The following is a 24,840-nucleotide window of genomic DNA, read 5'->3' as shown; positions in this document are numbered from 1 at the left end:
GGCAAACCTGTTTCTCCCCTTTCACAACACTCTTTTTTAAAGGTTTGAAACATGAATGATTCGGTTGTCGCCGAGATTGTGAAAAACCAGCGCAAGTTGGAAGGCAAGCGTTGGTTGATTGTGTTGATGTTTTTAGTCATCGCAGCGGTCAGTTTCCTATTCGACATCGCCACCGGCCCTGCGATGACGGACACGCTGCCCGTCGGCGAAGTGGTCAATGTTTTGCTGGGCAAACCCGAAGTCGATGAAATGAACCGCCTGATTGTGATGGATTTGCGCCTGCCGATTGCGGTGATGGCCTTGGTGGTCGGCGCGGCTTTAGGTGTCGGCGGTGCGGAAATTCAAACGCTCTTGAACAACCCGATGGCCAGCCCTTATACGCTGGGCTTGGCGGCGGCGGCGGGTTTGGGCGCGTCGGCGGTGATTGCGTTCGGCGGTTTCGGGCTGCCTGAAACAGTCGCCGTTCCCATCGGCGCGTTTGTAATGACCATGCTGGCTTCGGGCATCTTGTTTCTGTTTGCCTCGGCACGCCGCTTCAATTCGGCGATGTTGGTGCTGGTGGGGATTGCGCTGTTGTTCCTGTTTCAGTCGATTTTGTCGCTGATTCAGTTTATCGCCGCGCCTGAGATTTCGCAGCAGATTCTGTTTTGGCTGTTCGGCAGTTTGAACAAGGCAACTTGGGAAACAGTCATCGTTACGGCGGCGGTTACGGCGGTATGCGTGTTTCTGCTTTCGCGCGATGTGTGGAAGCTGACTGCGCTGCGCTTGGGCGAAGAACGCGCCGTCGGGCTGGGCATCAATCTGCAATTTTTGCGCCTGAAAACGCTGGTATTGGTGGCGGTAATGACGGCGACGGCAATCAGTTTTGTCGGCGTGATCGGCTTTATCGGCTTGGTTGCGCCACATGTGGCGCGGATTCTTTTGGGCGAAGACCAACGTTTCTTCCTGCCCGGCGCGATGCTGGCCGGGGCGGCGTTTCTGTCGGTGGCCAGCGTGTTGTCCAAGGTGATTATCCCGGGCGCGCTGTTTCCGGTGGGGATTGTTACGTCGTTTGTCGGCGTGCCGTTCTTCTTCTGGATTGTATTAACGAAACGATAGGCCGTCTGAAATGTTGAAACTTGAAAACGTACACATCCGGCGCGGCGATTATGTAGTCGCCGACAATATCGATTTGACGCTGGAACAAGGCAAAGTCTATTCCGTGCTCGGCCCCAACGGCACGGGCAAATCCTCGCTGATGAAAACGATTTTCGGCGAAGTAGCACACAAAGGTACCATCCGCTACGGCGACGAAGTGTTGAGCAAAATCCACCTGCAAAGCTGGCGCAAACGCATAGGTTATATGCCGCAGGACACCGCCGCCGAAGCCTCGCTGACCGCGCTGGAAGTCGTGTTGCTCGGCCGCATGGACGCGCTGCACATGCACGTCGGCGACGAACTGCTGCACGAAGCCGCAAGTATTATGGCGGAGCTGGGTATCGGCCATCTGGCGCACCGCGACGTCATGCGCCTTTCCGGCGGACAGCGGCAGCTCGTCATGTTTGCCCAAGTCATGCTGCGCCGTCCCGAAATCCTGATGCTGGACGAACCGGTCAGCGCGCTGGATATGCACCATCAGTTGAACCTCTTGGAGCGCGTGGTGCAATACACGCACGAACACAATCTGGTTACGCTGATGGTGTTGCACGATTTGAGCCTCGCCGCGCAGTTTTCAGACGGCGTGATTCTGCTCGGCGAAGGCAAAGTACAGGCGCAGGGCGCGCCGCAGGACGTGTTGCAGGCGGACATGATCGGCAGGCTGTATAAAGTGGACATCGAGCTTTTGTACGACAGCAAAGGTCTGCCCGTTATCCGCCCGATGCGGAAGAGTGCGTAACTTAACCGCTCCTGAAATGTCGGATTTGAGCATCCGGCCTGCAAACTCCCTGCAACTTATCCCCTCGCCCGCGGGAGAGGGTTAGGGAGAGGGCGGTAAGCCCAAGGCTTGCCTCTCCGACTCATCAGCCCGCACCATTTTTTTATCCTTAGAAAGGACTTTCTCCATGAAAAAATCCCTCTTCCTCCTGATGCTGACCGCGTCCCTCGGCGCATACGCCGCCAACCACGAAATCAAAATGCTCGACAACGGCAAAGACGGCAGCATGGTGTTCGAGCCCGGCTACGTCAACGCCAAAGTCGGCGACACTGTTACCTTCAAAGCCACCAACAGCGGCCACTGGGTACAAAGCAAAGCCCTGCCCGACGGCGTTGCCGACTTCCTCTCCGAAGATGGTAAAGACTTCACGCTCAAGCTCGACAAAGAAGGCGTGTACGTCTACACCTGCCCGCCGCACCGCATGATGAACATGAGCGGCGTGATTCAGGTCGGCAAACCGGTGAACAAAGCCAAAGCGCAAGCCGTTGTCGATGAAATGGAAAACCGCGCCATGCAAAGCAAAGGCCGTCTGAAAAAATACATGGCGCAAGTGAAATAAACGCGTTTATACCTGTATTAAAGGCCGTCTGAAACCTTTCAGACGGCCTGTTTCCTTTGCGTAAAACACGCATCAAAGCTATATCTTCCGTTTCAGTTTCCGATAAAATAGGCCTATTCCGACACAAGACCCGTAAGCATGATACGCCGCCTTTACGCCACGCTGTGGCACCTCGCCCCCTTCCTGATCCGCCGCCACCTGCGCCGCCGCGCCCTCAAATCCCCAGCTTATCTCGAGCATTGGGACGAGCGTTTCGGGCAGGCGTATCCCAATCCCGTACAACGCCCGATTTGGATACACGCCGTATCCGTCGGCGAAACGCGTGCAGCCGAACCTTTAGTTCAGGCATTGCGCCGCCATTTTCCCGACTCGCCGTTTCTGATTACCCAAATGACGCCGACCGGCCGCACCACCGCGCAATCCCTGTTCCCTGATGCGCAATGCCGTTACCTGCCCTACGACAAATCCGAATGGGTCGCCCGATTTTTAGCCGAACACCGCCCCATCTGCGGCATTTTGATGGAAACCGAAATCTGGCCCAACCTGATGCACGGCTGCCAAGAAGCAGGCATTCCCCTCTTTTTGGCCAACGCGCGCCTCTCCGAAAAATCCCAACGCGGCTACCTCAAAATCCGCAAACTGGTCGAGCCTGCCATGCAGACCCTCTCCGGCTGCTTTGCCCAAACCGCCGCCGATGCCGAGCGCCTGCACCTTATCGGCGCATCCAACGTCCACGTCTGCGGCAACACCAAATACGACATCGCGCCCCCCGACGACTTGCGCCCGCTTGCCGTCGCCTTTAAAGAACGCATCGGCGCACGCCCTGTCGTCGTCTGCGCCAGCACGCGCGTGTACAAAGGCACAGACGAAGCCGAACTGCTCCTCAAAGCATGGCAGGGCTACCGCGGCAATGCCTTGCTGGTCATCGTACCGCGCCACCCTGAAAACTTTCAGACGGCCTACGATACCGCCAAATCGCTTGGTTATACCGTCCAAAAACGCAGCGACGGACAACCCGTTTCCCCCGATACGCAAGTTTGGATAGGCGACAGCATGGGCGAGCTTGCCGCCTACTACCTCAGCGCAGACATTGCCTTCGTCGGCGGCAGCCTCGTTGATGCCGGCTGCCAAAACATCATCGAACCCATCTCCTGCCGCGTCCCCACCCTCTTCGGCTACTCCAACTACAACTTCGCCCAAGCCTGCAAAGGCGCAGTCGAAGCCAAAGCCGCCGTCCGCGTCGAAACCGCCGAAGCCTGGTACAGAACCACGCGCCAATACCTCGATGACGAAACGCTGCGCCAACAGCTGATCAGCCACACCGAGCAATTCATTTCGCAACACCAAGGTGCCAGTGCCAAAATTGCCAAAGCGATTGCAGATTGTTTGAATCAGCGTTAAACAACAAAAAACCGCCCGTTCATGACAAACAGACGGAAACTGAAAAACAGTTTTTTGTTTTCAGCCGTTTAATTGACTAAGAGCAGGAACAGGGTTAAGATAATCTTAACGACTGTTCGCAGTCTCAGCCATGAACGACCCGTGCGAGTGGTATGTTTCATGATTGAAACCATCCTTTCTAGGGCGGTTTCAGCACAAAGCCCCACTGCAATGGGGCTTTTTTGCTACCAGCCCCGCGATAATTATACCCAAACTTCCTAAAATCATTCCAAACAAATTTCCACTAAAAAGGCCGTCTGAAACCCCAATTTTTTGGGTTTCAGACGGCCTTTTCTCAACCTACAAACTTAACGTCCTGCTTTCAACACGCGGCGTGCAAACACGAACATACCGAAAACAAAAAACGCCAAGCCCAGCCATTTGGCGGCCGTATCCCAGTTTTCCAGGTTCAGGGCCAAAGGCGCATCCGAACCGCCGTTGGTTACGGAGAAGGCGATGATAAACGCCATAATCACACCGATCAGGCTCTCGCCGACAATCAAACCGGCGGAGAACAGCGTACCGATACGTTCCGCATTTTTCAGACGGCCTTCACGGTTTTCTTGACGGCGGGCGATGACGGATTTCAACACAGCCGCCAATACCGCACCGATCACAATCGGCATATTCACAGACGGCGGCAGATAAATGCCCATACCCACAGCCAATACCGGCAAAGCACGCTTGCCGCCGGAGGATTTGCGCAATGTGAAATCGACCGCGATCAACGCCACGCCGATGGCCACGCCGGTGAAAATATAATCCCATTGCAGATTGTGCGAGAAAATACCTTGGGCGATGGTGGTCATCAAAGTTGCCTGAGGCGCGGCAAGGGCTTGGGCAGCATCCATGCCTTCACGCGGCATCGCGCCGGTAAAGCCGTAGGCTTCATACAAAAGCTCCAACACAGGCGAAATCACCAATGCACCGACAACGCAGCCGACAATCAGCGCAACCTGCTGTTTCCAAGGCGTTGCCTTTACCAGATAACCCGTTTTCAAATCCTGCAGGTTGTCATTGGAAATCGAAGCCACACAAATCACAGACGCGCCGCAAAACAGCGTCAATGCCAGCAGGAATTTGCGGTTTGCCTCGTCCGCCATCAAGCCGCCGGATTCGCCGACCAGCAGCAACACCAGCGAAATGATAACGATAGAGACGATGCCCACACCCGAAATCGGGCTGGACGACGAACCGACCAAACCGGCCATATAACCGCAAGCCGCGGCCACTAAAAAGCCGATAATCGAAGCCAGCAGCGTACATACAACCACCAACAGCCAAGCCAAACCGCCGGAAATATGCGAGTCGCCAATAAAGTGGAAGAAAGACACGCCCAACACCAGCATCATCGCCAACACCCAAGCAATCATCGCCTTAGGCGACAAATCCTGTTCCGTGCGCTCGGTCATCTGCGCACCGCCGAAATTGCGGAAAGACAGGCGCATACCCTCGACCATCGGTTTCATCAAAGTCAACAGCGTCCAAATAGCCGCGATACCGATCGTACCCGCGCCGATAAAACGGACTTTTTCCTTCCACAAAGACATCGCAAAAGGAATCATCTCCATATCGGCAGGTTGCGGAATATGCGCCGACAGATACGGTACGGCCACACCCCAAGCAATCGAAATACCCAGCAAAATCGCGATACCGCCGGTCAGGCCGACCAAATAGCCCGCGCCCAGCAAGGCCAAAGAAAAGCCCATCGGCACTTGAAACACCGACGCGCCGCCTTTAAACCAAAAGCTCGCGCTGTCCGCCACCACGCGCAAACCGCTTGCACAGAAGCTCATCAAACCGGCCAATGCGCCGCCCGACACCAATTCCTTGATACCGCTGCCGCCTTCCTGCTGGTCCGCATCATGGTCGCCGACCTTCAAAATCTCAGCCGCCGCCACGCCTTCCGGATAAGGCAAATCGCTCTTCACCACCATCGCATAACGCAAAGGCACAGTGAAAATCACGCCCAAAATACCGCCGGACATACACAGCAGCGTAGTCTGCCAAAACGGAAAGCCCGCCCAATAACCGGCCATCAGCAAACCCGGCAAGATAAAAATAATACTGGAGAGCGTACCCGCAGCCGAAGCCTGAGTCTGCACCATATTATTTTCCAGAATATTGCTGCCTTTAAAAAACTTCAAAACCGCCATCGAAATCACCGCAGCCGGAATCGAAGACGCAAAAGTCAGACCCACCTTCAAGCCCAAATACACATTGGATGCCGTAAAAATCACCGTAATCAACGCACCGAGTATCATCCCCCGCAGCGTCAGTTCACGGAAACTCGCATAAGGATCAACCGCCTGTTTCATAAAAAATCTTCCTGTATCAGGTAAACAATCAAATCAAAACTTTTCAGACGGCCTTTTGATACATCCATCAGGCCGTCTGAAAAGCCTCTCTCTTACCATTTTAATGAACTATCCGACTACACGCAAAAGCCCTATTTATTTTCATTTGACGCCAAACAATAAAATCATATCGATACAGACGTTTGGGGCAGTTTGACGGTTTCAGGTAAAATAACGCCAAATTCATCAACTGTTCAGAAAGCCGCCGCCATGTATTCACTCGTCCGCCCCATACTGTTCCGTTTCGATGCAGAAAAGGCCCATCATTTCACGCTCAACAGTTTGCGTTCCATCGAAAAACTCGGCCTGCTGCCCAAGGTGGACAGCCACACCCGACCAACCGAGCTGATGGGTTTGCAGCTGCCCAATCCGGTCGGATTGGCGGCAGGTTTGGACAAAAACGGCGAGTGTATCGATGCGTTTGCCGCTTTGGGTTTCGGCTTTGTCGAAATCGGTACGGTAACGCCCAAGCCGCAGCCGGGCAATCCGCAACCGCGCCTTTTCCGCGTTCCCGAACACCAAGGCATCATCAACCGCATGGGTTTCAACAACCACGGCATCGACGCGATGATCCGCAACATTGAAAACAGCCGCTTTAAAGGCATTTTGGGCATCAACATCGGTAAAAATGCCGTTACGCCGATTGAAAACGCGGCCGACGATTATCTGATTTGCTTGGAAAAAGCCTACGCCCACGCAAGCTACATCACGGTCAATATTCCTCCCCAACTACGAAAACCCTGCGCGCCTTGCAGGGCGGCGACGAATTGAGCGCATTGTTGGAAGCCTTGAAAAACAAACAGGCGCAACTGGCGGCCGCGCATGGCAAATATGTGCCGCTGGCGGTCAAAATCGCGCCGGATTTGGACGAAGCACAAATCGACGACATCGCCCATGTGGTCAAATCCGTGGAAATGGACGGCATCATCGCCACCAACACGACCATCGACAAATCCAGCTTGGGCAGCCATCCGCTCACAGGCGAACAAGGCGGCTTAAGTGGCTTGCCCGTACGCGAGAAAAGCAATCAGGTGTTGAAACTTTTGGCGGAACGCATTGACGGCAAGCTGCCGATTATCGGCGTCGGCGGCATCATGAACGGCACGGATGCGGCAGAAAAAATCCGCTTGGGCGCCAGTGCGGTGCAGGTGTACAGCGGTTTGATTTATCGCGGCCCTGAATTGATTAAAGAGTGTTTGGCTGCGTTGAAATAATACTTTTCCAAAAACAAGGCCGTCTGAAATCTTTCAGACGGCCTTTTGATATGCTTTTATTCTTCATACAGATTGCCTTGTGCCAATAAGGTCTTGACCGGTGCGAAATCGCGGCGGTGTTCCGGCAATACGCCGTATTGTTTCAATGCGGCCAAATGTTGCGCCGTGCCGTAGCCTTTGTGGCGGTCAAACCCGTATTGCGGATAGCGTTTCGCCAATTCATACATTTCCGCATCACGCGCGGTTTTGGCCAAAACCGAAGCGGCGGAGATTTCGATGATTTTGCTGTCGCCTTTGACCACGGCTTCGGCAGGGACATTCAAATCTTTCGGCACGCGGTTGCCGTCTATCCACACTTTGTCGGGAGTGACCGACAGCCCCTCGACTGCGCGCTTCATCGCGGCCATGGTTGCGTGCAGGATGTTCAGTTGCAGGATTTCGTCAGGATCGGCAAAGGCAATGCTCCACGCAACCGCCTGTTCCTTAATCATCTGCGCCAACATATCGCGCTTTTTTTCGCTCAGTTTTTTTGAGTCGGTCAAACCCGGCAGGTCAAAATGTTCCGGCAAAATCACCGCCGCCGCAAATACGCTGCCGACCAAAGGGCCGCGTCCCGCTTCGTCCACGCCTGCGCTTAAAACCGTCGCCATTTCTTCACCGCCTGTCTGATTCAAAGCCGCCATTATATCTGCTTGCGGCAGAGAAATTCTGCAATAGTTCAAACCGTTGGAGAGCAGTTCAAATTTCATCTGCTTTACCAATCAGTTATAATTTACATCCCCACATACCCATACATTTTACAACATGCCTGTCAAATCCGAACGCCTCCATTTTTCCGAACGCTGGCTCAACGCCTACGAACGCTACCGCTATCGCCGCCATATCCACGCCTTCCGCCTCGGCTTGGCAATCGTGTTTTCCACCCTGTTGGCCAAAGTCTTCCACCTGCAACACGGCGAGTGGATCGGCATGACCGTCTTTGTCGTCCTCGGCATGCTGCAATTCCAAGGCGCGATTTACTCCAAAGCAGTCGAACGTATGCTCGGCACGGCCATCGGTTTGGGTGTCGGGTTGGCCGTTTTATGGTTGAACCAGCATTATTTGCAAGACGGCGTTTTCTTCTATCTGATTATCGGTGCCGCCAGCGCAGTGGCCGGTTGGTCGGCAGTCGGCAAAAACGGCTATGTCGCCATGCTTGCCGGTTTGACCATGTGCATGCTCATCGGCGACAGCAGCCACCATTGGCTCGACAGCGGCCTGATGCGCGCCATGAACGTTTTGATTGGTGCCGCCATCGCCATTGCCGCCGCCAAACTCCTGCCCCTGCGCTCCACCCTGATGTGGCGCTTCATGCTTGCCGACAACCTCACCGACTGCGCCAAAATGATTGCCGAAATCAGCAACGGCAAGCGCATGACGCGCGAGCGTTTGGAACAAAATATGATTAAAATGCGCAAAATCAACGCCCGCATGGTCAAAAGCCGCAGCCATCTAGCTGCCACATCCGGCGAAAGCCACATCAGCAACAATATGATGGAAGCCATGCAACATGCCCACCGCAAAATCGTCACCACCACCGAGCTGCTCCTGACCACCGCCGCCAAACTGCGCGCGCCCACGCTCAACGAAAGCGAAATCCGCCTGCTCGACCGCCATTTCAACCAACTCCAACGCGAGCTTCGGCTGACCGTCCGCCTCATCAAAGGCCATTACGCCCGCCGTATCCGCATCGATACTTCGCTCAATACCGAACTAAGCAAACCGGCCGCCCGCCTGCATTACGACTGGCAAGGCTTCCTCTGGCTCAGCACCAATATGCGCAACGAAATCGCCGCATTGGTGATCCTGTTGCAACGTTCGCGCAATAAATGGTTGGACAAAAAAGAATTGCAACGCCTGAAAGAATACCTGCGTAACGATACCGATCCGGAGTAACAATAGGCCGTCTGAAAAACGCAAACCCAAAATAAAAGACAAAAACGAATTAGCCGCCGATAACATCGGCCAATAAAAAAGGCCGTCTGAAACCCAATGGTTCAGACGGCCTTTCAATCAATCCAAGCAACAATAAATACCGCATAAAGCAAAATCCCCTGCGATTGCAGGGGATTTTTATATTTGGTTGCGGGAGCAGGATTCACAAAACTACATAACCGAATGTATTTAAAGTATATTTTCAGTCAATCTCTTAAAGATACCAACAAATGTACCAACAAAACTTATAGAGCTACATCAAATCAATTCTGTTTACTATTTCCAACATTGGATTCAACTATACCAATAATATCATATGGCCTCAACCATTTAGTTAATAAACATGAGATTTTTCAAAGTTACCAACGTAACCATAAAAAGTCGAATTACTAGTTTCCCACATATAAATTTGCCCCTCCAAGCATCGCTATGATCGGTCGGTAGGATCCTAATAATTGATATTACCCCCTTGGTTTGAGTAGATGGTGCTAACATCTTAAATTCTTGGTTTATGCTTAACAAGAGATTGAATAAAAAATGCATGTAGTTGGACACTATTGGATAGTGCATAATTATGACCTTCAAACAGAATTGAGCATCGGTTTGAACATGATTGAAAAACTTCAGACATAAAGTATGGCTAAAACGGCGAATATCGCCGTTTTAGCCATTAGTATGTTAATTGTAAATTAACAAGAAGGATAATACCCAGGTGGGTAGACATGTCCATTTTCTACAAACCATTTGTGACCAAACCAATAAATGTGTGGTTTTTCATTTGGTCTATAATATAGATAGCCATGTCTCACAAGCTCATCAATTGCGATTTGTGCCAAAACAGCTTTACGAATTAACCGTGGACCATTTCTACAGATAGTCTGCTTCTCTATACCTGGGAAAGGATTTTGTGGATTATAGGTTCTGGCAAGATATTGAAATAAGGATTGAGCGTACTCAAAACGCACCTGCTCTTCTGACTTCTCGCCAAATAATCGGAGTGACTCTTCCAAATAGTATCCCATAAGCGTAATAGCCGATCCCAGTATCGATTCCGAAATTTTTCTCGTTGCTTCCTCGTTTTCATCACCATAAAGATAAAAATGAAACAGAGCCGCAATTCTAGAAGCGTTATTCATAAATTTGCTTACTACATCTTTGACGCTTTGGTACTTGCCTGTTTCCGAAATGTTTGCTTCAAGATCATTAGCTGCATGAAACCACAGCCTTTTGGCTGACTCATCAAATTCTAAACAGATGATTTTCTGCTCCTGTGTACAGGTGCTTGAAAATTGACACAGCTGTTTCATCCTTGTATTGAAGTCTTCTAAATCGAAATTGATAAATGACTCACTTATACTCCGAAAACCTTGTGTGCTTTGTGGATAGCACACCAACATACGGGCTAATAACCCACTACCTCGAATCATATTTTCCTTCTTAACTATTGCCTCCGTGAACAGGTCTGGTTGCACAGAAAAAGAGCAACTTAAAATATTATCGACGTCATAAGAGCCAGATTGACGGTCAACATGAATTTTCTCACCATCCCAAAGTGTATTAAGCAATGAAGTATGTTTGGTAGTCATGTTTTTTAGAACACTCCCAGCTTCAGTCGTTACATACAAGCCTCCTACTTTCGATTGGCCTAATTGAAAAGTCAGAGCCTCAATTGTGGCGTCATCAAACACAATTCTACTTATTTGTTCTTCAGTTGGTTTCTCCGATTCAAGTTCCCTCAGTTTGGCACTATAAACATCGATGTTACCCGCGTCATTTTGATTAATCGCTTTCTTCAGCTTTTTCATGAGCTCAGAATAGCGCAAATCCCAAACAGTCTGCTTACTCTTATTACTAAAAATAATCTGTTGATTCATAACACTTAATTCGTTATCAAACTGTCTGATACCCTTCATAAACAGATTTAAGGTACTGGTTTTACGCTCTCCTGAATCAGCAATGGTGCAAACATACAAGTTGCTTGGGATAGTCATTCCTATAGGCAACCTCACTTTAACAAAGGACTGCATAGCAGTTGACAACGCTGTCAGCATAGAAGAAACAACTATCGGCATAGGCGATTGAATCTGGTTTTGCACACTTCTAGCAAGATTGCTTAACTTGGGGTGTAAACAAAGATGTAACTTAGATTCGTGGAAGTTAGCATTCATTTTTCGCTCCCTTCGTACGTAAGTCAAAACGCTTAGCTTTCAGTGCTTCTAGCCATTCTTGAACTTCTTCTTTTACCCAGCGATTTTTTCGTTCTCCAAATTTTACTGGTCTAGGAAAAGTTGCATCGTAATACTTACTTTTAGGATTTAATCGGTCATAAACTCCAGTTCTTGAGAGAGGGGTAATTTGTAGTACATCCTGTAAACTGAGATAAACCTGCTGTTCTTGTATAGAGTGTTTGGACTCATTCGAAATATTAGTAGCCATATTATGCTCCTTTAAAATTAAAAAAGTTTGTTCCGGAACAAGACTAATTCTGCCAAATAATCTTTTATATTTCATGGTCCTAAAGTTGAAATATTGACCCAAAATAATATTTAAATTTGGGCAATAATTATAATTGACTAAAAAAAATACATATATTTCAATATACTAAATTTAATCTTTGACCCAAAATTTCTCTTATTTTGGGCGTTTAGGATAAATCAACGCAGCCACTCTCTTAAAATCATCCTCACAGGGATAGTCTCTTTTATCATCTTCGTCGACTCTCGTGAATTTTTCTATAAAGCTATTTAGATCGTATTCTTTATCCATTTGGTCAATACAATAAAAGCAAATCTCCTTAAACAAATTATTCAGTCCAATACTTGCCCTTTGGGAATGGAATCTTCCCTTAGGTTCTTTCCTAATAAGCCTTTTGAGGATTTTCAGTTTTTTTCTTTATCCTTCCCAATTACACATCCAAGTTCTTTTTTGAGATACTCAGTTAACTCATCATCCGCTGGATATTCTCCTTTTAAATTTGGAATATTTTTCCCGGATGAGTCAATCAAATCAAGCAGTACCCTTGTTGTATAAGTAAATTGGTGTCTTTCATTTAAAGGAAAAGCAAAAATCGAGTCTGCCTCTTTTTTCCTAATCTTAAAGTGTAACTCCCTTTTTATTAATCTAACATCTTCATTAAATAAGTAAAAATCTTTTTCATTAAATCTAATTGATTGATTTATTTCTGATTTATAATGGAAAATATTAGCCAAAACAGCTGTAGGGAGGTCTTCTAATCCACTATAGAATTTAGATATATGTAACAATTCATTGTTGTAGCTTACATAAAAATTTCTAGAGAAAATTTCATTAATTCTTTTTCTATATCTAATATCATCAAGAATATTGAAAGTTATACTCGCTTTTTCCCTTGTTTCTTTCACAATGGGAGATGATAGAATTTTTTTAGAATCAAAGCCTTTCTTAAATAGGACTCTATTCACATCAATTGGATTAATTTTGTTAATTAATTGGTATAAATTATATTCAAGGGTTTTAGGTTGGTATTCATCGATTTCTAACTTTTTTAAACCTAAGGGCTTTTCACCGATTTGATGGCTAAGGTTTTCTGAAGCATTTATATTCATTGAAGGATCAGATTTTTTTAAACTGTTTTTTTCTGATGTTAGGTATGGGATGTTAATGATTTCAGCTTCTTTTGGCTTCCGTTCTGGATCAGAGGTCCTCCATGGCGTTTTTGTAGTATGCTTTTTAAGCCACTTATATACCAAATTGTTTTCAGGTAGTTCACGATTTATTCTTCGTATTTGCTGTTTTGAAAAATATGGCGAGAATTCAAAATAATTTCCCTCATCACTATTAATCTGAAAAAAAATTACGTTTTCTATAGAAAGTGGAGTAGAGAATAACTTATTCGTTAAGAACTGGTTAAATTTATTTTGAATTTTTATTCCTTCAAAGTGATTTTCATGAAGCCTTGAAAAAAGAAGATTATATGCCCTCCTCCTTAATAATTCATCGGTAAGGGCATCATCCTCTCCTTGAAATGACACAGAATATCTTGGAATTCTTTCATATTCTACTAATTCAAGTTCTGCTAAGAGATTTCTACTATAACTGTTCTCGTTCTGTTGATGTACTGCATCTAACTTAATAAAAATTGGAATTTTATATTCTCTAATTATTTCATAAACATCTTTGAAGTCTTTTGAGAATTCAGATATTAACTGAGTCCAATCATCTATTTTCTTTACTGTATTTTCCATAAAGCTCTTCTATATTCAATTTTTTTTTAAACATATATCACTAACTTGAAATAACCAAGCAGCCTACATAGCTGCTTTTTTTCTATTGTTATATCAAGGAGTTTTATATGTCAATTCAATGCCCGAATTGTAACTCACACAATGTCATTGAGCGTCAGATCGGTAAAACCGTTGGCGCACGTATTGGTGCTGTCAGTGGAGGAGTTTTGGGGGCTTCAGGAGCTTGGACTGGTGCAGAAACTGGTGCTGTGGTAGGCGCAGCATTCGGGCCAGTTGGCTTAATAACTGGCTCAATTGCTGGAGCTTTGTTTGGTGGTTTGGTAGGTTCAGTTTCAGGCAGTATTGCTGGTAGCAAGGTTGGGGAACAGTTAGATGGTTCTGTTTTAGACCTTTATCGCTGCTTAGACTGCGACACAGAATTCAATTAAGGGGGCATCATGGCTCATGATATTCAGACAATGGCCTATACAGGCAAGGCACCGTGGCACAACTTAGGCAATCATTTGCCTGAGAAACAACCTATCGAAGTATGGGCAAAGGCTGCAGGGATGGATTGGAGAATCCAGGAATCAACTGTGCGCTATGATGTTGAGATGCCTGAGTTGGGTCACCAATCTCTAATTATGCCTTTTGAGGATCACAAGGTTCTGTTTCGTTCTGATAACAAGCAACCCTTGTCTGTGGTAAGCAAACGTTATCAGGTAGTGCAACCACAGGAGGTTTTAGAGTTCTATCGTGATTTAACCGAGCAGGCAGGCTATGAGTTGGAAACGGCAGGTGTCTTAAAATCAGGACGCAAGTTTTGGGCTCTAGCACGAACAGGTAAGGAAGCTGTTTTAAAAGGCAATGATGTGGTTAAAGGCTATCTTCTCTTGGCTACGTCATGTGATGGTACTCTGGCTACAACCGCCACACCGACAACTATCCGTGTAGTTTGTGCCAATACGCTTGCGGTTGCCTTAAATGGTACTTCTACCTCGATTAAAGTACCACATAATACAAGCTTTGATGCTGAAGATGTTAAACGCAGATTAGGCATGGCAATAACTGGCTGGGATTCGTTTATGTACCGCATGAAAATGCTGTCAGAACGTAAAATCAAAAACCATGAAGCCATGCATTTCTTTATGCGGGTACTCTGTAACTCAGATAATCTCAAAACAGGTGCAGGCTTAACTAATGAACGCGCTCTAGCTAAGGTTCAAGACCTGTACAACGGTCATGGTCGTGGGATGCAAGTCAGCGCTACCAAAGATACCGCGTGGGGTTTGTTATGTGCTATGACTGAGTATGTAGACCATGAACGACGTGCTCGCTCTAACGAATATCGTTTAGATAGTGCATGGTTTGGTCAAGGTGCCGCTCTTAAACAACGCGCTTTAGACCATGCTCTTGAACTGGTCGCATAAGTCGTCTGTTGTTCAGTTGACCTCTCTTTTACCTTAAATCAAACTAATAAAGCCCTTGTATCCCAAAGGATACAGGGGCTTTATTTTTGTATAGAAAGGAATTTTTAAATGAATACTTTGGTAGCTCAAACCAAAACTTCTCATCATGCTAAACCCCTCCGTTTGGTAGAAACCAAACAGATGGAACGTGATAAATGGCTTGCTGTTCGTCAATCGGGTATTGGCGGTTCTGATGCAGCAGCTGCAATTGGGTTGAACCCCTACAAATCCCCTTTGGCACTGTGGATGGAAAAAACAGGCCGAGGGGAAATGTTGCCACAGATTGATATTGAGGATGATACCCAGCCTGTTTATTGGGGAACTATCTTAGAACCAATTGTTGCTAAACATTACAGTAAACGTACTGGCAATAAGGTACGTCGGGTTAATGCCGTACTTCAGCATCCAACTATTCCCTTTATGCTGGCTAATCTTGACCGTGAAATTGTCGGCAACACTGACGTACAAATCTTGGAGTGTAAAACTGCAGGAATGAATGGGGCAAAACTATGGAAAAACGGCATACCTGACTATATTCAAGTTCAGGTTATGCATCAATTAGCGGTAACCGGCAAACAGGCTGCTGATGTGGCTGTTCTAATTTGTGGCCAAGATTTGCAGATTCATCGTATTGAACGTGATGAAACTATGATTGAAAACCTAATTAAGCTGGAGCGTCAGTTTTGGTATTACGTTGAAAACGATATCGCTCCACCAGCTGATGGCTCTATGTCAGCAGAGCAGGCTCTCCGTTGTCTATTTCCAAATGATGACGGTGAGGTTGTTGATTTAACTGCTGATGCAGATTTGAATCATGTGTTTGATGACTTGCAAGAAACCCGGCAACTACTGAAGTCTATCCATGCAGACGAAGCCAAAATGCAGCAACGGTTGATTCAGGCAATAGGTACAGCTGCTCACGCAAGGTTTCGAAATGGCTCGATCAGCTATAAACGTAGCAAGGACAGCATGGTTTTAGATAGTAAACGTATGGCTGCTGAAAACCCTGATTTGGCTCTTCAATACCAAATCCTGAAAGCTGGCAATCGCCGCTTCTTACTCAGTAATAAAACTGCATAAACCAACAGACGGCCTGACGGTCGTCTGTTTTTATTCAAAAAGGAATCACTATGTTAAAAGGACTAGCATTAACACCGCCTGTCATTGGTCGTATCAGCATTGGTAAAGTCGAAGAGAAGAACGGTAAAAATGTACCCGTTAAAGATGATGAGTTTACCATTACTACCCAAGTACAAAAGCATGGCAAATGGATACCACATCCGATTAATGAACAACTGCGTAAAGCCAATGAAAAGCTCCGTTCCATCCCGGTAATGCTGCTTTTTGATGACCCCGATTTAAATTTACGTGCCCAATACAGTTTGTTTGACCGACAAACAGGTCGCCCGATCTGTGTTGGTAATGGCGAATCCTGTAAGCGTACCACTCCTGAAGGGGTTAAATCAGAATACTGCCCTAGTCCCAATTCCTGCCCGATAGGTGCAAATGGTCAATGCAAACCTTATGGTCGTCTGAATGTACGAATCGGTGAGGATGATGAAGTGGGTAGTTTTATCTTCAGAACCACAGGGTTTAACAGCATTCGTACATTGGCATCTCGACTGCATTATTTCTCTGCTTTATCAGGCAAGAAACTGTCCACTCTGCCTCTAGAGCTCAAGCTACGTAGCAAATCAACCACGATGTCTTTTCGTACACCAATTTACTATGTGGATTTGGTCATCCGGGAAGGAATGACTCTGAATCAAGCTATCAATGAAGCTCATAAAACCTACGAAGAGCGTATTCAAGCTGGTTTTAAGCAGGAAGCTTTAGATGAAGCCGCTCGAAACGGTTTTGCTGCGGGAGCATTTGAAGAAAATGAGGAAGACGGCGTAGCGATTGTTGAAGAGTTCTACCCTGAAAAAACCGCCATTTCGGTACGGGAAGGTTCTCAATCTGCCATTACTTTGGCTGAAAAGATTGCGGAGAAAGCAGCTAATACCTAATTTAAGAAAGCACTATGCACAATCGCATGGTGCTTTTTTAAAACAAATAGATTCAATTTTTTTTGTTTAGGTAAAGGATATGAATAGAAATAACTGTGTACCTCCACGATATTTCCGATTCAGCAACTATATCGACCTTTTTCGTTTTTTAAACCACGAAAAATCAATGAGTTTCCATCATCTGATTTTAGGTTTTTAAATGTTATTGAATTATTAATATTAATAACAGTAAAGCGATAACTCAGGTTGATACCTACTTAACCTAAATCACGAAGGACAAACCAATATGCATAATACAAGACCCATTCTTCCTAAAATTCAGTCGGAACACCTCAAATTGAATCAACCACACCCTGATTTCTTCAGTAAGGATTATGCATTTAACAAAGACCATGAAATTGCAATCAACTCATTGATTAGTAATTTATTCTCTTCATACTCCAAGATTCTACCTATCAGAGTAGATTTCTATGTCAAAAAAGAGTTTACCGATAAGTATGGTTATTTTGACCTAAGATTTTGGCTAACTAAGTTTCGTAACAATATCCGTAAGAACAAGCTGTTTGAACATTACATTACCTATATCAGCAAAATAGAGTATGCACCTTTGACAGGTTGGCATTGTCATATGGTCTTATTCTTTAATGGACAGAGGGTACAAAATGACATCATTTATGCAAATAGTATCTGTCGTTATTGGGAAAATGTGATTACAAAAGGTATAGGACGAGCATACAGTTCTAATTTGGCTCGTATGAATGAAAACACATGGCAATCTGAAGATATAGAGAATGAACGGTATATCTTGGGTCTGGTCATTGGATATTCGGATCATGATAATATCAATAAACTCAGACAGATTTGCTATTACCTTGCTAAGGAAACACAGTCGGATTTGCAACAACAGAAATATTTACCTAAACACATGCGGGCCTTTAATACAGGTCATGTTCCTTTAGGTAATGCAGACCGAACTATCCCAAGAGGACGAAAGAGAACGCATCTTTATACCCAGAATCCAGAAAGAAGCCGTGCTTTGGAAGAAATGAGAAGAAAAGGGACTATCAGCTATAAAAATCGATATTAAATTCTAAATAAAACTCGGTTAGATGATAATAATATCAGTTGGTGTAGTTCAGAATTCAGTATCATCCTATCTTATAGTGATGAATGAACGAATAGAATGGAACAAATCAAGGGAAGAAGGTTATTTTTTACCCCCCTTAATGAACCTACGGAAAAACACCTTGGATACATTTCACTAATCGGATAAGCTCAATAAAATCTTACTTTACACCATGATAAAAACAAGCTATCTTGAAATATGTAACTTTAATCAAGATGGCTTGTTTATGAGTAAAAATCTAGGAACACATGGTGGAGCTAGGAAGGGGGCAGGACGTAAGAAGACTGGAATAGAAACAATAGTCAAAAGAATCCCTGTCATTATTGAAGCACGCGTAAATGAGATGATTGAAGCATTGTCTGATGAGATTCCTCGTAGCACATGCTTACCACTAGATGCAATGCCAATAGACACTTCTCATTCTGATATTTCAATCCCGCTAGGTGTAGAAAGAATTCCAGCCGGCTTCCCTTCCCCTGCTCAAAGTTATATTGAGGATACACTCAATTTTAATGAATACCTGGTTAGTAATCCCTCTGCAACGTTTGCAGTACGAAGCGGTGGACTATCCATGCTTGATGCTGGGATAAATAAAGATGATGTTCTAGTTATAGACCGTTCTGTTCCATTCAAACATGGTGATATTGTCATGGCTGATTTGGGTAATGAATTCACGATTAAGAGATTGGTTAAAACTAAAACAGGTTTTGAACTTCATTCTGAAAATGCTTCAGGAGAATATCCTAATTTCATTCCCAAAGAGGGGGACAACTGGAGCATTGTAGGTGTCGTAACGTTTGTTTTAAAAGATGTTAGGACAGGCAAGTAATGTATGCTCTTATTGATGGAAACAGCTTTTATTGTTCATGTGAAAGGGTTTTCCGGCCTGATTTAAAAAATGTGCCAATTGTGGTGTTATCCAATAATGATGGCTGTGTGGTGGCACGCTCACGTGAGGCAAAAGCACTAGGCATCAAAATGGGAGTACCTTATTTTCAGATAAAACATTTGGTCCGACAAGGATATTTGAAAGCATATTCGTCAAATTACGAACTATATGCTGATTTATCGCGAAGAATGATGAATACAATTGCCTCGCTTGTACCAGAAATCGAAGTTTATTCGATAGATGAATGCTTTGCCGATATGCGAGGATTGAATCAACTTGCACAGAGGGGATTAGAAATCAAAGAGCGTGTCTTGCAATGGGTCGGCATACCTACATGTGTCGGTATTGCCCCCACAAAGACATTAGCTAAATTTTCGAATCATCTTGCAAAACGCTATCCTAGGCATTTCAATGGTGTAGTAGTCTGGGATGATTGGTCAGCAGAAATCCAAACCCGTGCCTTACGCAGCGAACCGGTATCTGAAATCTGGGGAATTGGGAGAAAATTATCTGCTCATTTAGCCCAACAGAATATTCAGACGGCCTATGATTTCGTTAAGGCTGATACACAGACACTGAGAGCAAGATACGGCGTTACTGTTGAACGAATACAGAGGGAAATGCAAGGTATTCCATGTGTGGAATTTGAACCCATCCCCCCTGTTAAAAACAACTCATTCGTAGCCGTAGCTTTGGAAAGCCCGTTCAAGATATAGATACCCTCAGTTCAGCACTTACACATCATGCTTCAGCAGCAGCAGAGGCATTACGCAAGGAACATACCGTAGCAAATACAATTGCCGTGTTCATCCACACAAACCGATTTAAAGAAGAGCCACAATATTCCAATTACCGTATCATGGCTCTCGTAAAAGGCAGCTCTGATACGATGGAATTAAACAGACTTGCTCAACATCTTTTAAAACACATATACCGTGCAGGCTATAACTACAAAAAGTGTGGTGTAGAATTGTCTGGTATAGAAAATGAAACCGTTGAGCAACTGGACTTTTGGCATTCAGAAAACACCACAAGAAGCAAAGCCATGATGATGTGTTGGGATGATTTAACCCAACGCTTTGGCAGAGGAAGCCTTAAGTTAGGTAGTGAGCTATATAGTGAAGACTGGAAAATGACACGAGATAATCTTAGCCCATGTTTTACGACTAGAATAGAGGATTTGATAGTCGTATAGAAAAAGCATTTTATTATCAACTATAATGTTTGAAATTTTACCGTACGGGAAACCAATTATGTCAGCATTAAGCACCTTACTAGAGCAGTTTGAAAAAGCCACGCTGAGCCAACGTGATAAAGGCACTTCTTTTGAAAATCTCATTATTAAATTCTTTCAGTTTGAGCCTTATTACAAAAGCCAATATTCAAACGTACAAACTTACGCTCAATGGATTGAGGAGCATGGTGCTTCACTTGGTTTAGAAAACAAAACAGATGCAGGTATTGATTTAGTCTTAACGAGTAATACAGGCGAATTTCACGCTGTACAATGCAAAAATTATTCTGCTGACTACAGCATTCAAAAGAATGACATCGACAGCTTCTTTACTGCTTCAGGTAAGCAATGGTTTACCCATCGCTATATTGTGACTACTACAAATAAATGGTCCAAAAATGCAAGAGAGGCTTTAACCAATCAACAAATCCCTGTTTCAGTTATCAATTTGGAAGATCTAGAAAACAGCCAAATTGATTGGTCGCAATTTCAAATCAAAGATAAACCTGTATTAAAAGCAAAAAAAGGCTTACGCCCACATCAACAAAGTGCTTTAAAAAGTGTTGAAACCCGATTTAATGGAGGAGAAACACGCGGTAAGCTGATTATGGCTTGTGGTACGGGTAAAACGTTTACTGCGCTGAAAATCGCTGAAAAAATGGCTGGTAAAGGCAAGCGGGTACTCTTCCTAGTACCAAGCTTATCATTGTTGAGCCAAACCTTACGCGAATGGAATCAAGACACAGAAACACCATTGATTAACTTTGCTGTTTGTTCAGATAGCGATGTAGGCAAAAAACACAATGAAGATAGCGTCCTAGCCAATCTTAGCGATTTACAATTTCCAGCAACAACTAATGCCAAAAGCCTTGCAAACGCAGTACACGTGGTAGAGCAAAAAAATAAACAGCAAACCATGACTGTTGTTTATTCCACTTATCATTCCATTGACGTGATTCACCAAGCTCAATCACTGCATAATCTGCCTGAGTTTGATTTAATCATTTGCGATGAAGCACACCGCACTACCGGTGCGACGTTTGATGGAGAAGACGAATCTGCTTTTGTCCGCATACACGATGCTGACTACATCAAAGGCGCAAAACGGTTGTATATGACTGCTACTCCGCGTATCTATGGAGAAGTCGCTAAAACAACCGAAGGCGTGGTTTTGTATTCTATGGATGACGAAACCCATTTCGGCAAAGAGTTTTTCGTTCTAACATTCTCCCAAGCCGTTTCAGACGGCCTATTGGTCGATTATAAAGTTATTGTCTTAGCCATTGAAGAAAGTCATATCCAACGCCGCATCCAAAACCTACTCACTGACGGCAACAATGAACTCAAAGTCGATGATGCCGCCAAAATTGTAGGCTGCTGGAAAGCACTTTCAAAATACGGACTAAGCGGCGAAGAAGGTGCACTGTACAATCCAATGCGACGTGCCGTTGCCTTCTGCCAAGTCATTGAGAAAGAATACAAAGGCAGCAAACACAAAGTCAGTTCAAAACTAATTGCCGAAATGTTCCAAACCGTGATTGAAGAATACCAGCAGGCAGAACGTACTGCCTTGCTCAAACAAAATCCCGATTTGAAACTGCCACCGCAACTGGCCATGACCTGTCAAGCCGAACATGTGGACGGCAGTATGAACGCAGGTGAAAAAGAGAGTAAGCTACAATGGCTAAAAGCACCCGAAGGACTACCCGAAAATACCTGCCGCATCCTTTCCAATGTCCGCTGCCTGTCTGAAGGCGTGGACGTACCTGCACTAGATGCCGTGTTATTCCTTACTCCTCGCAACTCCCAAGTTGATGTCGTGCAGTCGGTCGGCCGCGTCATGCGCCGTGCCGAAGGCAAACAACAGGGCTACGTTATCCTTCCTGTCGTTATCCCAGCAGGTGTAGAAGCCGAAGACGCATTAGACAAAAATGAAAACTACCGAGTTGTCTGGCAGGTACTCAATGCCCTACGTGCACACGATGACCGCTTCGATGCCATGATTAACAAATTGGAGTTCAACGGCAAAGACACCCAGAAAATGGAAGTTATCGCCATTGCCGACAAAGTTTCTCCCAAGATCAAACGAAGCAGCAAAAAAGACCAAACCTTACGCGAAACCAAGGCTAGCTACAGCATAGGCAGCCCCACCACACCCACGCCAGTACAAGAAAGCTTCCAATTCGAAATCGGCGAAATCGAACGCGCCCTCTACGCAAAAATCGTCAAAAAATGTGGCAACCGCCACCATTGGGAAGACTGGGCAGACGACATTGCCAAAATTGCCCGCACCCATATTGACAGCATCAACGCCATTCTAGAAAACCCTGCCAACGAAGCCGAACGCACAGCCTTCGAGGCCTTTGCTGCCGAACTGCGCGATGACCTCAATAACGCCGTCAGCGACGAAGAAATTATCGAAATGCTGGCGCAGCACATGATTACCAAACCTGTGTTCGACGCACTATTTTCCGATTACAGCTTCGCCGAACACAACCCCATGAGCCGCGCCATGCAGAAAGTGCTGGATTTATTGCAGCAGAAAAACCTCCACAAAGAGCGCAATACCCTGCAATCCTTCTACGACTCCGTCCACCTGCGTGCCAGCGGCATCGAAACCGCCGAAGGCAAACAAAAAATCGTCGTGGAACTCTACGACAAATTCTTCCGTAACGCCTTCCCGCGCATGACAGAACGGCTCGGCATCGTTTACACGCCCGTCGAAGTCGTCGATTTCATCATCAAAAGCGTGGAAGACGTCTTGCAGCACGAATTCAAAAGCAGCCTGCAAGACAAAGGCGTGCACATCCTCGACCCCTTCACCGGCACAGGCACCTTCATCACCCGCCTGCTGCAAAGCGGCATCATCCCGCACGACAGGCTGCCTGAAAAATACAAAAGCGAAATCCACGCCAACGAAATCGTCCTGCTCGCCTACTACATCGCTGCCATCAACATCGAATCCGCTTACCACGGCATACTGACAGGCAACATTGACGGGAATGTTTCAGACGACGTTCCCTACGTTCCCTTTGAAGGTATCTGCCTGACCGACACCTTCCAAATGTACGAAAAAGGCGACATGCTGGACGAAATGCTCGTAGACAACAGCGCACGCCGCAAACGGCAGAAAGCCTTGGACATCCGTGTCATTATCGGCAATCCGCCGTATTCCGCAGGGCAGGAATCCGCTAATGACAACAACGCCAATGTGGAATACCCGCATTTGGACAAAAGGATTGCGGATACATACGCTGCAAACTCTTCTGCCACCTTGCAAAACAAGTTATACGACAGCTATATCCGCGCCATCCGCTGGGCGAGCGACCGCATCGACAACAAGGGCATAATCGGTTTTGTAACCAACGCCGGCTGGGTAGAAGCCAATACCGCAGACGGCCTGCGCAAATGCCTGGCCGACGAATTTTCCAGCCTGTATATCTTTCATCTGCGCGGCAACCAACGTACATCGGGCGAACGCTCACGCAAAGAAGGCGGCAAAATTTTCGGTTCTGGTAGTCGTGCGCCGATAGCCGTTTCCATCCTCGTCAAAAACCCCGCAGCCAAAAAGCGCGGCCAAATTTACTTCCACGACATCGGCGACTACCTCAGCCGCGAGCAGAAATTGGCAACCATCGCCGAACTGGGCAGCATTCAAGGCATTTCAGACGGCATCGGCTGGCAGCAGATTATCCCTGACGGCTTCAACGACTGGCTCAACCAGCGCGACCCGAATTTTGATAAATACATCAGCTTGGGGGATAAGAAAGATAAAAACGCACTGGTAGTGTTTGAGAACTACTCGTTAGGCGTGGCAACAAATCGCGATGTATGGGTTTACAACTTTTCAGATAGCCAATTGAAACAAAATATGCGAAGTACGATTGATTTTTATAATTCCGAAGTCAGCCGGTTTCAGGCTGCCTGTGCAAGGCTACCTGAAAACGAACAGCCTGATATTGATACATTCATTGATGCAAACCCGTTAAAGATTAGTTGGACGGTTAATCTGAAAAATGATTTAGGCAGGTTAAGAAAATCGCAATTTACTAACGATTGTGTTGTAACAGGCTTATATAGACCGTTCACAAAGGAAAAACTATTTTTTAATAAACAATGGGTTGAGCGTACTTTGCAGATTCCTAAAATTTTTCCGAATTTGAAAGCCGATAGATCGTCTGAAAATGCAGTTATCAGCGTAACGGGGCGCGGTGCAACCAAAGAATTTTCTGCCCTGATTACCAACGAAATCCCCGATTTGGAGATGATTTCAAAAGGGCAGTGCTTCCCGAAAGACTTGTATGAAATTGAAGACGCAGTAAGCCCGAACGAACGAACGAACGAACGAACGAACGAACGAACGAACGAACGAACGAACGAACGAACGAACGAACGAACGAACGAACGAACGAACGAACGAACGAACGAACGAACGAACGAACGAACGAACGA

The 24,840-nt window shown here is 46.0% G+C and carries 19 protein-coding genes and 1 pseudogene; 15 read left to right on the top strand and 5 right to left on the bottom strand.

Annotation, left to right across the window (positions count from 1 at the left end; all coding sequences use genetic code 11):
• Positions 1 to 51 precede the first annotated feature (51 nt).
• The 4 genes from TW89_RS02120 to waaA all read left to right on the top strand — a co-directional run bounded on the left by TW89_RS02120 (position 52) and on the right by waaA (position 3,875).
• Positions 52 to 1,098, top strand: coding sequence for a FecCD family ABC transporter permease (locus TW89_RS02120; protein WP_004519102.1), 1,047 nt, complete (start codon positions 52 to 54; stop codon positions 1,096 to 1,098).
• A 10-nt stretch (positions 1,099 to 1,108) separates the two neighbouring features.
• Positions 1,109 to 1,876 (top strand): ABC transporter ATP-binding protein, encoded by a 768-nt coding sequence (locus TW89_RS02115; RefSeq protein WP_063068539.1) that lies wholly within the window; start codon positions 1,109 to 1,111, stop codon positions 1,874 to 1,876.
• A 166-nt stretch (positions 1,877 to 2,042) separates the two neighbouring features.
• The gene (locus tag TW89_RS02110) at positions 2,043 to 2,474 is read left to right on the top strand and encodes a plastocyanin/azurin family copper-binding protein (protein ID WP_049349290.1); all 432 of its coding nucleotides are present in this window, start codon (positions 2,043 to 2,045) and stop codon (positions 2,472 to 2,474) included.
• A gap of 138 nt (positions 2,475 to 2,612) precedes the next feature.
• Positions 2,613 to 3,875, top strand: coding sequence for a lipid IV(A) 3-deoxy-D-manno-octulosonic acid transferase (gene waaA, locus TW89_RS02105; protein ID WP_128580402.1), 1,263 nt, complete (start codon positions 2,613 to 2,615; stop codon positions 3,873 to 3,875).
• 347 nt (positions 3,876 to 4,222) lie between these two features.
• Here waaA and TW89_RS02100 read toward each other — a convergent pair whose 3' ends face one another.
• A complete protein-coding gene (locus TW89_RS02100; protein WP_128580401.1) occupies positions 4,223 to 6,232 on the bottom strand; it encodes an OPT family oligopeptide transporter in 2,010 nt (669 codons plus the stop codon).
• Between the two features lie 249 nt (positions 6,233 to 6,481).
• Between TW89_RS02100 and TW89_RS02095 the strand changes: the two are divergent.
• Positions 6,482 to 7,485 (top strand): annotated as a pseudogene (locus TW89_RS02095) (quinone-dependent dihydroorotate dehydrogenase).
• Between the two features lie 56 nt (positions 7,486 to 7,541).
• Here TW89_RS02095 and rnhB read toward each other — a convergent pair.
• On the bottom strand, positions 7,542 to 8,135 hold the full coding sequence (gene rnhB, locus TW89_RS02090; RefSeq protein ID WP_164836685.1) for a ribonuclease HII: 594 nt from the start codon (positions 8,133 to 8,135) through the stop codon (positions 7,542 to 7,544).
• Positions 8,136 to 8,289: 154 nt separating this feature from the next.
• On the opposite strand from rnhB, the gene TW89_RS02085 reads away from it, so the two are divergent.
• On the top strand, positions 8,290 to 9,420 hold the full coding sequence (locus TW89_RS02085) for an FUSC family protein (RefSeq protein WP_128580399.1): 1,131 nt from the start codon (positions 8,290 to 8,292) through the stop codon (positions 9,418 to 9,420).
• Positions 9,421 to 10,148: 728 nt separating this feature from the next.
• Here TW89_RS02085 and TW89_RS02080 read toward each other — a convergent pair.
• The 3 genes from TW89_RS02080 to TW89_RS02070 all read right to left on the bottom strand — a co-directional run bounded on the left by TW89_RS02080 (position 10,149) and on the right by TW89_RS02070 (position 13,682).
• Positions 10,149 to 11,627 (bottom strand): YfjI family protein, encoded by a 1,479-nt coding sequence (locus TW89_RS02080; protein WP_128580398.1) that lies wholly within the window; start codon positions 11,625 to 11,627, stop codon positions 10,149 to 10,151.
• Positions 11,617 to 11,895, bottom strand: coding sequence for a helix-turn-helix transcriptional regulator (locus TW89_RS02075; RefSeq protein WP_128580397.1), 279 nt, complete (start codon positions 11,893 to 11,895; stop codon positions 11,617 to 11,619). Before TW89_RS02075 ends, TW89_RS02080 begins: the two co-directional genes overlap by 11 nt.
• A gap of 443 nt (positions 11,896 to 12,338) precedes the next feature.
• Entirely contained in the window at positions 12,339 to 13,682 is a 1,344-nt protein-coding gene (locus TW89_RS02070) for a hypothetical protein (protein WP_128580396.1), read from the bottom strand.
• A gap of 107 nt (positions 13,683 to 13,789) precedes the next feature.
• On the opposite strand from TW89_RS02070, the gene TW89_RS02065 reads away from it, so the two are divergent.
• The 9 genes from TW89_RS02065 to TW89_RS02030 form a co-directional block, all read left to right on the top strand.
• On the top strand, positions 13,790 to 14,110 hold the full coding sequence (locus TW89_RS02065; protein WP_128580395.1) for a hypothetical protein: 321 nt from the start codon (positions 13,790 to 13,792) through the stop codon (positions 14,108 to 14,110).
• A gap of 9 nt (positions 14,111 to 14,119) precedes the next feature.
• The gene (locus TW89_RS02060) at positions 14,120 to 15,091 is read left to right on the top strand and encodes a DUF932 domain-containing protein (protein WP_128580394.1); all 972 of its coding nucleotides are present in this window, start codon (positions 14,120 to 14,122) and stop codon (positions 15,089 to 15,091) included.
• A gap of 108 nt (positions 15,092 to 15,199) precedes the next feature.
• Positions 15,200 to 16,210 carry a YqaJ viral recombinase family protein gene (locus TW89_RS02055; protein ID WP_128580393.1) on the top strand — a complete coding sequence of 337 codons (1,011 nt, stop codon included), beginning with the start codon at positions 15,200 to 15,202 and terminating at the stop codon, positions 16,208 to 16,210.
• A gap of 50 nt (positions 16,211 to 16,260) precedes the next feature.
• Positions 16,261 to 17,139, top strand: coding sequence for a hypothetical protein (locus tag TW89_RS02050; protein WP_070587915.1), 879 nt, complete (start codon positions 16,261 to 16,263; stop codon positions 17,137 to 17,139).
• 337 nt (positions 17,140 to 17,476) lie between these two features.
• Positions 17,477 to 18,226 carry a YagK/YfjJ domain-containing protein gene (locus TW89_RS02045; protein ID WP_164836683.1) on the top strand — a complete coding sequence of 250 codons (750 nt, stop codon included), beginning with the start codon at positions 17,477 to 17,479 and terminating at the stop codon, positions 18,224 to 18,226.
• A gap of 265 nt (positions 18,227 to 18,491) precedes the next feature.
• On the top strand, positions 18,492 to 19,094 hold the full coding sequence (locus tag TW89_RS02040) for a LexA family protein (protein ID WP_128580391.1): 603 nt from the start codon (positions 18,492 to 18,494) through the stop codon (positions 19,092 to 19,094).
• A complete protein-coding gene (locus TW89_RS11915) occupies positions 19,094 to 19,870 on the top strand; it encodes a Y-family DNA polymerase (RefSeq protein ID WP_283114269.1) in 777 nt (258 codons plus the stop codon). The genes TW89_RS02040 and TW89_RS11915 overlap by 1 nt, the downstream gene beginning before the upstream one ends.
• Entirely contained in the window at positions 19,831 to 20,349 is a 519-nt protein-coding gene (locus TW89_RS11910; protein ID WP_349251548.1) for a DUF4113 domain-containing protein, read from the top strand. The genes TW89_RS11915 and TW89_RS11910 overlap by 40 nt, the downstream gene beginning before the upstream one ends.
• Before the next feature lie 58 nt (positions 20,350 to 20,407).
• Positions 20,408 to 24,840: DEAD/DEAH box helicase (locus TW89_RS02030; RefSeq protein WP_128580390.1), on the top strand; the 4,433-nt coding region annotated here is incomplete at its 3' end.

Origin of the sequence: Neisseria flavescens (assembly GCF_001618065.1) — a bacterium.
GTDB lineage: Bacteria > Pseudomonadota > Gammaproteobacteria > Burkholderiales > Neisseriaceae > Neisseria > Neisseria flavescens_A.
The sequence above is the reverse complement of the archived record's forward strand: the minus strand, read 5'-3'. Positions and strand labels throughout refer to the sequence as shown.